The following is a 15,403-nucleotide window of genomic DNA, read 5'->3' on the forward strand; positions in this document are numbered from 1 at the left end:
GCACTATTTTTGTTTAATATCCACGATGCTGAAATTTACTGAACGTGGTGTTTACTGTCCGCAAGCGGATGTGTATATTGATCCGTGGGAGCCTGTGGAACGGGCTATCGTCACTCATGGGCATAGCGACCATGCTCGACGGGGGATGGGGCGCTATCTGTGCCATCAACACACCGCGCTTATTCTGCGGTCACGCTTGGGAGTAGATATTGTCATACAGGAACTGGCGTACCAGCAAGCCGTTTCCATCAACGGCGTACGGATAAGCCTGCATCCGGCAGGGCATATCATTGGGTCGGCACAGGTTCGGCTGGCATATAAAGGGGAAGTATGGGTGGTATCCGGCGACTATAAATGCGTGAATGATGGTGTAAGTATACCATACGAACCGGTACCGTGCCATCATTTTGTTACAGAATCTACTTTTGGATTGCCTATTTACCGATTTCCGCAACCGGGTGCTGTCTTCTCGGAGATAAATGGGTGGTGGGCTCAAAACGCAGCGGAGGGCACCAATACCGTACTCCTTGGCTATGCGCTCGGCAAATCTCAAGTTATCCTTCGGCATTTGGACACATCGATCGGTCCAATATTCTTACACGGTGCTGTGGCTAATGCCAATGCCGTACTGGCAAGCGCAGGATATCAATTTCCGGGTGATTATCTTATACCGGAGACAGGACGGCAAACCGTAAAGGGTGCAGCAATCGTAGCCCCGCCGTCAGCCTTGAATACTTCATGGCTAAGAAAACTGATGCCGTACCGCATCGCGTTGTGTAGTGGTTGGATGCAGCTTCGTGGTACCCGGCGGCGCAAAGGTGTAGACCGCGGGTTTGTACTTTCCGACCACGCCGACTGGGATCAGCTCAATCGTGCGGTAATAGCCACCGGAGCTGGAGACGTATACGTTACCCACGGCTACGAAGGGCCGTTTGCCCGGTGGCTACGCGACCAGCACGGGCTGCAGGCGTCTGAGGTGCATTTGCGGGGTGCTGCTACTGTGGAGGATGAGCTATGAAGTTGTTTACCCAACTATTTGTCGCCGTCGATCAGACGACCAAGACAAATGATAAGGTTGCCGCGATCGTTAACTACCTGCAGCATGCAGACGATCGGAGCAAACTGTATGCTATAGCACTGTTGATTGGCAACCGGCCAAAACGTCCAGTACGTACCAGCGATCTCAAGTTTTGGGCAGCCGATATAAGCAGAATCCCGTATTGGTTATTTGAAGAATCCTATCACATCGTAGGCGACCTTGCCGAGGCAATCGCTTTGATGTTGCCCCCGCACGCTCCGGAAAAGGAACATCGGTTGCCCGATGTTATTGGGCAGCTTGCCGGCCTTCATGGGCTGAGCGATGACCGCAAAAGGGAAATTATCACAACGTATTGGCGAGACATGGACACCGATCAACGATTTGTATTTACCAAACTGATCACTGGCAATTTCCGGATCGGCGTATCTCGCCAGCTGGTTATCAAAGCGCTGGTCATCCACCTGGGAATTGATGAGGCTGCGGTGGCTCACCGTTTGATGGGTAAATGGCTGCCTGCTAAAGAGACCATGACATCGCTGTTTGCGGAATCTAAAAAGGGGGCGAGGGATTTTCAACCGTATCCCTTTTATCTCGCCTATCAGTTGGACAGTCCCCCGGAATCACTTGGCGATATCGGTGATTGGTATATCGAGAGGAAACTGGACGGGATTCGAGGGCAGATCATCGTGCGTAACGGCCAGTTGTTTGTATGGAGTAGAGGAGAAGATCTACTCACCGACAAGTTTCCTGAGTTTGCGCCACTGAGGAATTTATTGCCCGATGGAACGGTCATCGATGGTGAAATCATTCCATGGAAAGATGAACGACCGTTATCCTTCCAAGTGATGCAGACGCGTATTGGAAGGAAATCACTCTCCCCGAAAATACTTCAGGAAGCCCCGCTTGTGATGGTATGTTTTGACCTGTTAGAATGGAAAGGGGAGGACATGCGGGATACTCCGATGTATTACCGCCGGAAGCTGCTTGAGACCTTGTTGTCGTCGCCAGGCTTACGCCATGTATTGCTGCTCTCTGAATTAATGCCCTTTAACCACTGGGGAGAAGTAGCGGTTTTCAGACAACATGCCCGGGATTTCCATTGCGAAGGTGTCATGCTCAAACGCAAAGGCAGTACGTATGGCAGCGGCCGCAGAAGAGGCAATTGGTGGAAATGGAAGACTAATCCGCTGACGGTAGATGGAGTGCTCATTTATGCCCAGAGTGGCCATGGACGACGGGCCAACCTTTATACAGACTACACGTTTGCCGTATGGGGCGATGACGGTACGCTGGTACCATTCGCCAAAGCCTACTCCGGATTGACTGACAAGGAAATCGCCGAGCTGGACAGGTGGATAAAGCATCATACGGTGGAGCGTTTTGGGCCGGTTCGCAGCGTGCCCCCTCACCATGTGTTTGAAATTGCTTTCGAGGGCATTCAAGCGAGCAGTAGGCATAAGTCGGGTGTAGCGCTGCGCTTTCCGCGCATCCTGCGCTGGCGGCGTGATAAGTCGCCCGAGTCGGCCAATACCCACGCTGATTTACTGGAGCTGATCCAATCGGCGAACGCGTGAAGCCGAACAAGCTGGGCGGGTGCATTATTCGGGCGAAGAGATAACAACTTTAAATTCGTTGGCAAAACCTTACCTTTGTTGAAGGGATTACATCGTTGAACGTATTCGCAGATACATGGTTTTTCAATAAAGGCTGGCGACCTCACCGGTTTCAGCAAGAGACTTGGTCAGCCATTGCAGATGGCCAATCGGGGTTGCTCAATGCACCTACGGGATACGGGAAGACCTTCGCCGTATGGTTTGGCATAGTGCAACGGTATTACCGTAGTCAAACGAAGCCGAAGGGCGTTCATTGCCTTTGGATTACGCCGCTTCGGGCACTTTCGGCAGAAATTTTACAGGCCACCCGCACAGTAAGCGAAGACCTGGAACTCGACTATAATATTGGACTACGCACGGGAGATACGGACACCAACGAACGGCAACGCCAGCGCAAAACACCACCGCAAGCGCTTATAACCACGCCAGAAAGCATTCATTTATTACTCGCTTCCAAAGGCTATCACGATTATTTCAGGCAGCTGGAGTTTGTAGTAGTGGATGAGTGGCACGAGTTAGTGGGCAGCAAGCGGGGAGTGCTCGTTGAGCTGGCACTCAGTCGCTTGCGTAAAATTTGTCCAAATTTATGCGTATGGGGTATTTCGGCGACGATTGGCAACTTACGCGAAGCTATGGATATCTTACTCGGTGCGAATAATCGGGGGCGCCTCGTGAAGGCCGATCTGAAGAAGGCTATCTACATGGAAACGCTACTGCCTGACACGTTGGACCGGTTTCCTTGGGCCGGTCATCTGGGCACCAAAATGGTTAATAAAGTACTCCCCATTATCCAGGCCCACCGATCGACCTTGTTATTTACGAATACTCGATCCCAAGCTGAAATTTGGTACCACCACCTATTAGCGGCAGCACCGGAACTGGCTGGTGCGATAGCCATACACCACGGATCGCTGAGCGAAGAGCTCCGCCAATGGGTGGAGGATGCGCTGCATCGCGGCGTACTGAAAGCCGTGGTCTGTACAAGCAGTCTCGATCTGGGTGTCGATTTCAGGCCAGTAGATTGTGTAGTACAAATTGGTTCGCCCAAGGGCGTTGCCCGGTTCATCCAACGTGCGGGAAGAAGCGGCCACCGCCCCGGTGAGACTAGCAAGATCTACTTTTTGCCAACTCATTCGCTCGAAATCATGGAAGGAGCAGCTATCCGTTACGCTGTGGAAAACGGACTGCTGGAACAACGCCTACCGTACGTTCGGTCTTTCGACGTGTTGGTGCAGTATATGGTCACGCTGGCCGTGTCCGATGGATTCCGCGCCGATGAATTGTACGCTGAAGTAAAGAATACCCATTGTTTTGCGTCCATCAGCCGCGAGGAGTTTGATGAATGCCTGCTGATGATCACAAAAGGAGGGCGTACGCTCGATACCTATGAGGAATTCCATAAAGTGGTGTTGGAAAACGATGTTTACCGCGTGACGAGTAAACCGGTGGCCATGCGCCACCGGTTGAGCATCGGTGCCATTGTATCCGACACGATGATGCGCGTGAAATTTCTTAGCGGCAAATATTTGGGGACCATCGAGGAATGGTTTATTTCGCGCCTACAGCCGGGCAATACCTTCTGGTTTTCGGGTCGATTATTGGAATTGGTGCGTGTAAAGGATATCCACGCTATTGTACGTCCCGCCGCAGGAAAGAAAGGGGCGGTGCCTTCATGGATGGGTGGCAGGTTTCCCATCTCCGACAACTTCGGGGCGGCGTTGCGACATACCTTTACCGAGCTTCATGGCGAGCCGCACACCTATCCAGCGGAATTAGATTTCCTGCAACCCTTATTTGATGAGCAGCGTAAGGTATCGGAGCTGCCCACGGCGGACGAATTGTTAGTGGAATACATCCATACACGATATGGTTATCACCTCTTCGTATTTCCTTTTGAAGGCAAGCTGGTGCATGAAGGTATGGCTGCCGTGGTGGCTTACCGGCTAAGTAGCATCCGTAATGCTTCGTTTAGCATTGCCAGCAACGAATATGGCTTTGAGCTGCTCTGCGACCATCCGCTACCCTTAGAAGAAGCACTGCAAAAGGGATTGTTTTCAACCGAAAAACTGTTTGATGATATCCAAAGCGGCATCAACATCCGTGAAATGGCACGGCGAAAATTCCGGGACATTGCTGGCATAGCGGGCTTGGTATTCCAAGGATATCCCGGCAAACCGATGAAAACCAAACATCTGCAAGCCAACTCTGGTTTGTTCTTTTCTGTATTCGAAGAATTCGATTCGGACAACCTGCTGTTGCGGCAGGCCTATGACGAGGTCTATGATTTCCAATTGGAAGCATCGCGCATGTATAAAGCGTTTGAACGCATAGAAACACACCGCATTGTGCTGCAACGTCCGGGTCACCTCACCCCCTTTGCGTTTCCTGTGTTTGCTGAATCTTTCCGCGAGCGATATAGCAACGAAGATTGGCAAGCACGCTTGGAGAAGCTGAAAACACAATTGGAGGCCTAACGCCATGAGCAAAACGATTGATATCATGGGTACGCCATTCGCCTTGCTTCCAGAAAGGGCGCTTCTCCTGCCTGCGCAAAAAACCTTGGTCGTTGCAGATTGGCACTTAGGTAAGGCCGCACACTTTCGCAAGGCTGGCATCTTCATGCCCTCCGTTCTGCATGATAAGGATACGACACGCCTACAGTCGTTGCTTGATGGCTATCCGATTCGCACGGTTGTGTTTTTGGGAGATCTGTTTCATAGCGATTTGAATAGTGAGTGGCTGGCTTTTGAACAGTTCCGCAGCGCCAATACCACGGTCCGGTTTGTCCTTACTCGAGGCAATCACGACATTCTGCCGGATAATTTGTTGAAAAAAAATGCTATCGAGGTCTTTGTCTCTTATCCGGTAGCGCCACATATCGTCTGTACGCACCACCCGATGGAACATGTGGCGGCCGGTCTAATCAACATTGCTGGCCATGTGCATCCGGGGTGCCTTATCCCAACGAAAGGGCGGCAAACTTACAGGCTACCTTGCTTTTATCACTATAGACAAACACTAATACTGCCCGCGTTCGGCGCTTTGACCGGAGTCCATCTTCTTCAGCCCCTCCGTGACGCGAACATTTACCCAATAGCAGGAAACGAAGTGTGGAAGTGGATACCAACGGAAAGATGACATTTCAAAAACAAATTTCGCCGTTTCCCTGTAACTTACTATTGAATGGTAATGACAAAAAGGAGGATAGCATTATGGCTGAAACATTGAGCAATCGAAAAGTGGCTATTTTAACGGCCGATGGGTTTGAAGAAATTGAATTGACCAGCCCTAGGGATGCATTGCAATTGGAAGGTGCGACCACACATATTGTATCGCCAAGTAAGGATGTTGTACGAGCTAAAAAAGGCAACGAATGGAGTCTTGATTTCGATGTGGATATGTCCCTGGATAAGGCGAATCCAAACGACTATGACGCCCTATTGCTACCGGGGGGCGTAATAAACCCAGACACGCTCCGAGTAGATGAAAAGGCATTGGAATTTGTAAAGGCCTTTTTTAGCGCCGGTAAACCGGTGGCAGCAATATGCCACGGTCCACAGGTGCTGATAGACGCTGAAGTGGTGGAGGGACGCCGAATGACTTCAGTCAAAAACATCAGCAAGGATCTGATTAACGCCGGGGCATTATGGGAGGACAGCGCCGTTGTTGTAGACCAGGGGTTGGTGACCAGCCGTACCCCCGACGACCTTCCCGATTTCAACGAAAAGATTATTGAAGAGTTTGCTGAGGGCAAACATGCTGGTCAGCATGCTTAGTATCATGCGGTAATTAGCGGTAATAACCAGGGGGGTCAGTAGCCCCCCTTTACTTGCATTTTCAATATAAATACCTTGTCGGTGGCGGTAATAAAAAGATAATCGCGATCCCGGCCCCCGAAGCATACATTAGCCGTCCAGTTGACTGGCACATCAATGTGTTCGATCCGCTCTCCTTGAGGGTTATAGACATCCACGCCTTTGCCGGTAAGGTAAATATTCCCTTTGCTGTCTATGGTCATACCATCCGAACCTTGCGATGCAAACAACTGCTTATCCGTGAGCGAACCGTCACGTTCAACGCGATACCGATATATTTTACTGTCACCAATATCTGCTACGTACAGCATTTTGCCATCCGGGGTGCCGATAATGCCATTGGGTTTTTTAAATTGATCGTCCAAGCGAATGACTTGGCCGTTTTTGTAAAGGTAAAGGCCCTGCGTCGGCATGTCCGGCTCCGTGCGGCTCCAGTAGTTGCGCTGGTAGTAAGGATCGGTAAAATAAATGAGCCCTGAAGGGGACACCCATACATCGTTGGGACCATTGAATAGCGAGTCATCATAGCCTGCCGCAAGCTTTTCGACCTGCTTATCCATACCGATGCGCCATAGCTCATACTGTTCGTCGGCACAGGCAATCAGGTACCCCTCGTTGTCGAAATAGAGGCCATTAGCACGCCCGGCGGGTTCCATGAAAATGGAAAGCTTGCCCTTGGTGTCATATTTCCATATCCGGTTATTGGGTTGGTCGGTAAAGAACACGTTCCCTTCCGCATCCATGGCCGGACCTTCGGTGAAGCCAAACCCGTCGGCCACCAGTTGTAATTTAGCGGCGGGTGCGACGACCTGCGCTGTGCATTCTAAACCGCATGCCAATGATAATAATGCAAGTAGATGGAGTTTTCTTTTCATGTGTATGGCAATTTATTTAATGATTTTAAAGTCTGTGCGACGATTTAGTTGGCGCCCCTCTTCAGTATCATTTCCAGCGATGGGCTGCGATGGTCCATACCCTTTATAGTGAAGCCGCCCCACGGCGATGCCTGCATGAATCAGGTAGTCATGTACGGCTTTGGCACGGTTCTCCGAAAGTGTTCTGTTATAGGCGTCGCTTCCCGTGTCATCCGTGTGCCCGCCGATTTCTATTCGTACTTCTTTATTTAATTGCAGAAAATCGATCAAATTGTCCAAGTCACTTTTGGACTGTGGCAACAACTCATACTGGTTTGTCTCAAAGAAAATATTGTTGAGTGTTTCTTTGTTCCCTATTTTTATCGGCGAAAGTGCAATACGGATTTCGTAGGCATCATTTATTTTTGTGCTGTCGTCAAGAGGGTAGTTTTTGGAGAAAAAGAGATATCCCGGATGTTTGACGTGAAGGGCATAGGTCTTGCCGAATGGCAAGGGTGCGAGGAATGTACCGTCTTCGTAGTCTGCGGATTCTTGGTATAGCGGTTCATTGGTCAAGATGTCTGTGACCGTTATTTCCGCTTGGATAGGCACATCACTGTCCGAGTCTACGATGGCGCCCTTAAGGTAAGCTACCGGGTTAGGTCGGCTAGCTTCGGGCAATTCGAACGAGTAAATATCCAATCCGCCCAGTGCATCCGGCCTGCGGCTGGAAAAGAAGGCATACCGACCATTCATGCTCACGGTCAGCGCGCTTTGTTCACGGTGGTCGTTAATGGGATAGCCGAGGTTATTTGGCTGTGGCCAATGACCATCAGCATCCATTTGGCTTTTGAAAATGTCCTTATCCCCAAATCCCGGCCATCCATTTGAAACGAAATAAAGGGTACGGTTGTCGGCGTGGATATACGGCGAACTTTCGTCAAAAGGAGTGTTGATAGCTGGACCGAGATTCTGCGGGTCACCCCATTGCCCATTACTTTGGAGTGTAGATTTCCAGATATCGTAGCCGCCCTGGCCACCACTTCTGTTGCTTACGAAATAAAGTGTTTTTCCATCTGCCCCCAGTGCTGGCTGTGCCTCCCAGCCCGCGCTGTTAATTGGCTCACCTAAATTATAGGGCTCGCCCCAACGGTCGCCTTCCCGCCGTGACACATAGATATCACAACTGCCTAATCCATTCGGGCGGTTGCATCCGGTGAAAAACAGGTATTTACCGTCAGCTGAGATACAATGTGCTCCTTCATTATATTGTGCTGAATTGATATCTCCCTCCAGAAACCGTGCTGGTTGCCATTTACCATTGCTATCCAGGGAACTCTCATAAAAACTTTCCCTTTCATTTACCTTACGGGTGAAGATAATGGTCCGATGATCGGCGGTAAGCTTGGGGAAGTACTCGTCATATTCCGTGTTGATGGCAGGCCCGGGATTGACAGGATGGAAATCCAGTGGATGTTGTTGAGCAGACAAGCTAAATTCGCAGTCCGCTATATATTTATTTGTGAGCCGTTTACCCGATGCATCCAGTCCGGGTATGGCCGCATAGTTCCGCAGTGCAGGTAACGCCTCCTGATAATTTCCGGTATGCAAAAGACTTTCGCCCAAGCCAAACCAGGTGAGCGGCGTCAAAGCGGGGTTCAGTTGAATAACACGGGAATAGTGGGGAATCGCCTTTTCATAGTCGCGTTGTCTACGATAAATATCGCCCAATTGCTGGTGAGCTGCAGCGAAGTCTGGGTCAAGTGCAACGGCGGATTCCAAAGACGCAACAGCCAGTGCGTATTGCCTGTTTTTTAGTTGACTACCCGCCTTTTCGAAAGCTTGCTGGGCTCTTCGGTTTAGGGAATGTTCCTGCGCGCTGCCAGTCACAAAGAACAGCACGACGCATAACGGGAAGGTATACAACGATTTTCGCATTGGATCGACTCAGTTTTCTACGCTAAGGTAATCGTTTTTTTTCTTAGCCGAGATGGATTTGCACCTTATTTGCTCTTTTTAATACTGTTCAGCTGTTGTTTAATTTCTGCACCAACTGCTAACCTGCCACTGATAGCTGCCTGTTCGTAAAGCAGTTCATCCCAATCTTCAGTCCCGCGCCAAAGCGTCTTTTTGAGTGCCAGGAGCGCTTCCTGGTTTGTATTGAGCAAGGACATACAAAACCCATGAACCTTGTCGTCAAGATCATCAACAGAAGGCATCACCGTGTGAAAAAGGCCATGTTGCAATGCCCATTGCGCATCAAAAAACACCGTCGGATTAAGGGAAAGCGCGGTCAGGGCTGATACGCCAATTTTGCGGGCCAAAGCCGGTGCGATGACAAACGGACCTAAATGGATGCTGATTTCGCTCAATTTAACCGCAGCTTTCTCCGATGCAAAACAGTAATCGCACGACGCGATAAGGCCTACTCCGCCGCCGACAGCCTTACCTTGTACTCTTCCAATGACGAGTTTGGTCGACTTCCGTATGGCGTTTATGACATCGGCAACACGCGAAAAAAAAGCGGTCCCGGCCTGTTCATCTGCTAAAGTCAGTAGTTCATCGAAACTTGCACCAGCGCAGAAGGCCCCTTCACCACTGCTTTGCAAGAGAATCAGTTTAGTTGCCATACTGGCGCTCGCTGTCTCAATATGTTCACGCAGTTGCGTGAGCAAGTTCGACGGCAACGCGTTATGAACAGGATGGCCGAAGGTGATTATGGCTAATCCTGAAGTATCGATTGCTGTTTTTACGAATCCAGAGTCCATGAAGTCGTTGTGCGCGTCAGGCCGTCAAACGAATTTATTCCCGGATTTTTCCTTAACATCCGCGACAATCTGTTTCACACCTTGCTCTTGATCTTTCGGACAGATCATCAACGTATCGTCTGATTGGACCACGATAAAGTTATGCAATCCTTTGACGATGACCAGCTTATCTTTAGGCGTATGGATCATGCAGTTGGACGAGTCATATACAATGACGTTTTCCGCAGAAGAAGATACGTTGCCCAAGTAGTCCTTTTCGGCCAGTTCATAGATAGATGCCCAGGTGCCTAAGTCAGACCAACCGAAGTCTGCGGGAAGCACATATACATTATCCGCCTTTTCCATGATGGCGAAATCGATGGAAATATTGACACACCGGACAAAAGCGCCAGAAATAAATTTGGTCTCGTGGTCGGAATTATACAGGTCGGTTCCTTCCTTAAACACCTCATTCATCTCTGTCTGATATTTTTGGAACGCGCTGATAATGGAGTTGGCAGACCAGATAAATATGCCGGCATTCCACAGGAAATCGCCACTTTGCAAAAATGTTTTGGCTAATTCAAGGTTGGGCTTTTCTGTAAAAGTCTTGACTTTCTTAAATCCCGGTGTTGTTGCGCTTTTGCCATACTGAATGTAACCATAGCCTGTATCTGGGCGAGAGGGCTTGATGCCTAAGGTAATCAGCCAATCATTGCTTTCCGCGCATTTGAGCCCTTTGGTGATATCACTTACAAAAACGTCCGTTTCGAGAATCAAATGGTCGGCTGGAGCAATGACCATCGTGGCATTCGGATTCAGTTGGAGTATTTTGTGGCTCGCGTATGCGATGCATGGTGCGGTATTGCGCATAATGGGTTCCAAAATCAATTGCCGGGCTGATAGCTCGGGCAATTGCTCACGAACCAAATCTGCGTAGGACTCGTTCGTGGCCACAAAGATGTTTTCTGGGGGGACAATTTTCTGAAAACGGTCATATGTCGCCTGGATGAGTGTTTTTCCGGTGCCCAGCATATCGATGAATTGCTTTGGCATTTTGGTGCGGCTTACGGGCCAGAATCGGCTCCCGATACCTCCGGCCATGATAACGGCATAATAATTCTTCATTGGTTCTTGTTTTGTGTCGGCCAATCAGCGGTCAATACCTACTGCAGCTTTATTTTGTTAAAACTAAAAATTTAAATTTAGTATTTAAAACCCAACAGCCTAAATTATCCCTTCTTTCAATAAATCATGTAAATGCACGATTCCATCATATGATTGTTCGTTCAATACCAAAAGCTGTGTAATATTATGTTGACGCATTATATCGAACGCGTGCACCGCCAACTCATTTTTATCGATGGTTTTGGGACACCTGCCCATAATGTCTTTTGCAGCCAACCCATCGATTTGAGGATGATTTTCAAGCATCCGTCTTATATCGCCATCCGTAATGATTCCAATCAAATCGTCTCCGCGGATTACCGCTACTGCGCCTAAGCGATGCTTGGTTATGGTCACGATAACTTCACGCACCGATGCTTCCGATGTCACCCACGGCTTTGGATTTTGCGTGGATAGATCGGCTACCTTGAGGTACAGGCGCTTACCCAAGGCGCCGCCGGGATGGTAGCGGGCAAAATCCTGATCGGTAAACTGACGGCACTCCAAAAGACAAATGGCCAAGGCATCGCCCATTGCTAATTGGGCTGTCGTGCTGGTGGTGGGAGCAAGGTTATGCGGGCAGGCCTCTTTTTCTACCGTAGCATCCAAGACATAGTCGGCTTGGTGCGCCAAATAAGATTGGATGTTGCCCACAATGGCTACCAGCAGATTTTGTGTTTGCCTCAGTAACGGTACCAATACTTTTATTTCCGGCGTATTACCGCTTTTGGAAACTACAACGACGAGATCATCTTCCTGTATAATACCCAAATCGCCGTGTATGGCGTCCGCGGCATGCATAAATATTGCCGGCGTACCCGTAGAGTTTAGCGTCGCTACAATTTTTTGCGCGATGATAGCACTCTTGCCGACTCCTGTAACTATCACTCTTCCCTTCAATTTCAAGATAGCCCCGACAACGGCAATAAAATCACTGTCAATTCGTTCCGTCAGTTTGTTTAAAGCATTTGCCTCTTGCGTCAAAACGTTTATTGCGATATTTTTGATTTCGGAATTGCTTTTCACAAATATATTTTCTAATTTTAGATACTGATATGCGCAAAAATATGTTATTTTGGGCATTCTTTGGTTATCAGTCTATCTAAATTTTTGCGAGAGGCGCAATGGAAATAGAGAAAAGATTATTTGACAATTTACAGGAATTTTTTGGTTTTGATACATTTAAAGGCGATCAGGAAGCAATAATCACCAATATTTTGCAGAAAAGGGACACCTTCGTGATCATGCCTACCGGAGGGGGAAAGTCCATTTGCTATCAACTGCCAGCACTGATGAGTGAAGGCACAGCCATTGTTATCTCTCCGCTTATTGCGTTAATGAAAAATCAAGTGGACCAGCTCCGATCCTTTGGTGGCGATGACAGCATCGCCCATTTTCTGAACTCGTCCTTGAATAAAAGTGATGTCATGCGCGTAAGGCAAGATGTTATTACGGGTAAAACCAAGCTGCTTTATGTCGCACCCGAATCATTAGCCAAATCAGAGAACGTAGAATTCCTAAAGCTTATCACAGTGTCGTTTGTAGCTGTTGATGAAGCGCATTGTATATCAGAATGGGGGCATGACTTCCGGCCGGAATACCGCAAAATTCGGTCGGTGATTAACTCCATAGGCAATGACATCCCTGTGATAGCACTTACGGCTACAGCTACACCTAAAGTGCAGTCGGACATCCGTAAAAATCTGCAAATGAATGAAGCGACGTTATTTAAGTCGTCATTCAACAGGCCAAATCTCTACTATGAGGTGCGACCAAAACGCAATGTCGTCAAGGAAATCGTTAGGTTTATTAAAAATAATTCAGGGAAATCGGGCATTATTTATTGTTTAAGCCGCAAGAAGGTTGAAGAAATTGCCGAGGTGTTAAATATCAACGGCATCAAGGCACTGCCTTATCATGCCGGATTGGACGCCAAAACAAGAGCTGATACGCAAGACAAGTTCCTCATGGAGGATGTCGAGGTTATTGTAGCGACAATAGCCTTCGGTATGGGTATTGACAAACCGGATGTGCGTTATGTCATCCACCATGATATTCCCAAGAGCATGGAAGGCTATTACCAGGAAACTGGCAGGGCAGGGCGTGACGGCGGAGAAGGGCACTGCCTGGCATTTTATTCTGAGAAGGATATCGAGAAGCTGACCAAATTCATGAAAGACAAACCGGTCTCCGAACGTGAGATAGGTACGCAAATCCTAAAAGAAGTCATCGATTATTCGGAGTCTTCAGTATGCCGGCGAAAACAGATCCTCCACTATTTCGGCGAAAACTTTGACGAGACGGGCTGTAACAGCATGTGTGATAATTGTAGCTCGCAACAGGTTCAGTTTGATGCGGAAGAATCGTTGTTAAATGTGCTGAAATTTATTCAACAGCAAGGCGAGAAGTTTGACGACCACCACATCATCAACGTTTTCATGGGCCAAAACAATCAACCGATTTCTTCTTACAAACATGATACACATCCGTTGTTCGGAAGTGGAAAAGAACACGGGGTTATTTATTGGAAGTCGTTGATCAGGCAGGCGGTGTTGAACAATTTTTTAGCAAAGGACATCGACCATTACGGGTTATTGATGCTGACCGAATCAGGTAAACGATATATCGAAAATCCTTATGGCATCAAATTTATCCTGAACAAACCGATGGAAGCGGCGTCAGAAGACGGCGTTGATGACACTGTACAGCAAAGTGGGGGAGCCGTAGACACGCAGTTGCTAAAAATGCTGAAGGATCTCCGAAAAAAGATAGCGAAACAAAAGGGCTTACCTCCATTTGTTGTTTTCCAGGATCCATCATTGGATGAAATGTGTACCCACTATCCTGTGACCATTGATGAGCTAAAGCAAATCCATGGCGTTGGAGCGGGAAAAGCAATGAAATTCGGCGCTCAGTTTGTGGAGCTCATCAAGCAATACGTAGAGGAGAACGAAATCGATCGCCCACAGGATTTGGTGATTAAAGGCACGGCGAACAAGTCGGCATTGAAGGTATCCATTATCCAGAACATCGATCGCAAGATAGGCCTTGAAGACATCGCGCACTCGAAGGGCATTAGCTATGAAGATCTGTTGAAAGAGGTGGAGTCTATCGTCAACTCAGGTACCAAACTCAATCTGGGCTATTTTGTCGACGAAATCATCGATGAAGAACGGCAGGATGAGGTATTTGATTACTTTCGAAGCGCGGAAGTGGACTCCATAGATCAGGCACTCCGTGACTTAGGACCGGAAGATTATACGTATGAAGAGATCCAATTAATGCGCATCAAGTTTATGTCCGAATTGGGGAATTGATTTAGAAAATGACACTACACAATATTCCGGGCATTAAACATGCCGATTCTACTAATTTTTTCCTGATGGCCGGTCCCTGCGCCGTCGAAGGTGAAGAGATTACGCTGCGGATTGCTGAACGAATCGTCGCGATTACAGACAAACTGGCCATTCCTTATGTTTTCAAGGGCTCTTATCGTAAGGCAAACCGCTCGCGGGTAGATTCGTTTACCGGTATTGGCGACGAAAAGGCGCTGAAGATATTGCGCAAGGTAGGAACGACTTTCGGTGTGCCGACGATAACCGATATACATGAAAGCGGTGAAGCGGAAATGGCCGCCGAGTATGTGGATGTATTACAAATACCGGCATTCCTTTGCCGGCAAACCGATTTGCTCATCGCTGCGGCAAAAACGGGCAAAACGGTCAACATAAAAAAAGGCCAGTTCCTTTCGGCGGGGGCCATGCGGTTTGCAGTAGACAAGGTAAAGGATGGAGGCAACGATAATGTAATTCTCACGGACAGGGGCAATACGTTTGGTTATCAAGACTTAATCGTAGATTTCAGGGGGATCCCCGAGATGAAGAGCTTTGGCGTGCCGGTAGTAATGGATTGTACACACTCGTTACAACAACCCAATCAAGCGTCCGGCGTGACCGGAGGAAAGCCGGCACTTATTGAAACCATTGCCAAGGCGGCTATCGCGGTAGGGGCAGACGGATTATTTATTGAGACACACCCAGACCCAGCCAACGCGAAATCAGACGGCGCGAATATGCTGCACTTGGATTTGTTGGAAGGCTTGCTACAAAAATTGGTGAAACTACGGGCCGCCATACAATAAGCTATCCCACATGCGGCGCCTGTACGT

12 protein-coding genes are annotated in these 15,403 nt (G+C 48.6%); 7 read left to right on the forward strand and 5 right to left on the reverse strand.

All coding sequences use genetic code 11. The features are described from left to right. Positions 1-25: 25 nt before the first annotated feature. The 5 genes from B5X72_RS05785 (at position 26) to B5X72_RS05805 (ending at position 6,428) form a co-directional block, all read left to right on the forward strand. Positions 26-1,018 carry a ligase-associated DNA damage response exonuclease gene (locus B5X72_RS05785; protein ID WP_079715862.1) on the forward strand — a complete coding sequence of 331 codons (993 nt, stop codon included), beginning with the start codon at positions 26-28 and terminating at the stop codon, positions 1,016-1,018. Next, positions 1,015-2,613 (forward strand): ATP-dependent DNA ligase, encoded by a 1,599-nt coding sequence (locus B5X72_RS05790; RefSeq protein WP_079715863.1) that lies wholly within the window; start codon positions 1,015-1,017, stop codon positions 2,611-2,613. Before B5X72_RS05785 ends, B5X72_RS05790 begins: the two co-directional genes overlap by 4 nt. A 95-nt stretch (positions 2,614-2,708) precedes the next feature. After that, positions 2,709-5,126 (forward strand): ligase-associated DNA damage response DEXH box helicase, encoded by a 2,418-nt coding sequence (locus B5X72_RS05795; RefSeq protein ID WP_079715864.1) that lies wholly within the window; start codon positions 2,709-2,711, stop codon positions 5,124-5,126. A 4-nt stretch (positions 5,127-5,130) separates the two neighbouring features. Continuing rightward, the gene (gene pdeM, locus B5X72_RS05800) at positions 5,131-5,790 is read left to right on the forward strand and encodes a ligase-associated DNA damage response endonuclease PdeM (RefSeq protein WP_079715865.1); all 660 of its coding nucleotides are present in this window, start codon (positions 5,131-5,133) and stop codon (positions 5,788-5,790) included. A 74-nt stretch (positions 5,791-5,864) separates the two neighbouring features. Continuing rightward, the gene (locus tag B5X72_RS05805; protein ID WP_079716041.1) at positions 5,865-6,428 is read left to right on the forward strand and encodes a type 1 glutamine amidotransferase domain-containing protein; all 564 of its coding nucleotides are present in this window, start codon (positions 5,865-5,867) and stop codon (positions 6,426-6,428) included. A 35-nt stretch (positions 6,429-6,463) separates the two neighbouring features. Here B5X72_RS05805 and B5X72_RS05810 read toward each other — a convergent pair whose 3' ends face one another. The 5 genes from B5X72_RS05810 to B5X72_RS05830 all read right to left on the reverse strand — a co-directional run bounded on the left by B5X72_RS05810 (position 6,464) and on the right by B5X72_RS05830 (position 12,261). Further along, positions 6,464-7,342, reverse strand: a complete 879-nt coding sequence (locus B5X72_RS05810) for an SMP-30/gluconolactonase/LRE family protein (protein ID WP_079715866.1) — start codon at positions 7,340-7,342, stop codon at positions 6,464-6,466. Between the two features lie 12 nt (positions 7,343-7,354). Then, the gene (locus B5X72_RS05815) at positions 7,355-9,259 is read right to left on the reverse strand and encodes an OmpA family protein (protein WP_079715867.1); all 1,905 of its coding nucleotides are present in this window, start codon (positions 9,257-9,259) and stop codon (positions 7,355-7,357) included. 65 nt (positions 9,260-9,324) lie between these two features. Beyond that, positions 9,325-10,089 (reverse strand): enoyl-CoA hydratase/isomerase family protein, encoded by a 765-nt coding sequence (locus B5X72_RS05820; protein WP_079715868.1) that lies wholly within the window; start codon positions 10,087-10,089, stop codon positions 9,325-9,327. A gap of 24 nt (positions 10,090-10,113) precedes the next feature. Continuing rightward, a complete protein-coding gene (locus B5X72_RS05825) occupies positions 10,114-11,196 on the reverse strand; it encodes a mannose-1-phosphate guanylyltransferase (RefSeq protein WP_079715869.1) in 1,083 nt (360 codons plus the stop codon). A 99-nt stretch (positions 11,197-11,295) separates the two neighbouring features. Beyond that, positions 11,296-12,261, reverse strand: a complete 966-nt coding sequence (locus tag B5X72_RS05830) for a KpsF/GutQ family sugar-phosphate isomerase (RefSeq protein ID WP_079716042.1) — start codon at positions 12,259-12,261, stop codon at positions 11,296-11,298. A 98-nt stretch (positions 12,262-12,359) separates the two neighbouring features. Here B5X72_RS05830 and recQ point away from each other — a divergent pair, with 98 nt between their 5' ends. Next, a complete protein-coding gene (gene recQ, locus B5X72_RS05835; RefSeq protein WP_079715870.1) occupies positions 12,360-14,552 on the forward strand; it encodes a DNA helicase RecQ in 2,193 nt (730 codons plus the stop codon). A gap of 8 nt (positions 14,553-14,560) precedes the next feature. Continuing rightward, a complete protein-coding gene (gene kdsA, locus B5X72_RS05840) occupies positions 14,561-15,376 on the forward strand; it encodes a 3-deoxy-8-phosphooctulonate synthase (RefSeq protein ID WP_079715871.1) in 816 nt (271 codons plus the stop codon). Positions 15,377-15,403: the final 27 nt, after the last annotated feature.

The organism is Parapedobacter luteus (assembly GCF_900168055.1).
Taxonomy (GTDB): Bacteria; Bacteroidota; Bacteroidia; order Sphingobacteriales; family Sphingobacteriaceae; genus Parapedobacter; species Parapedobacter luteus.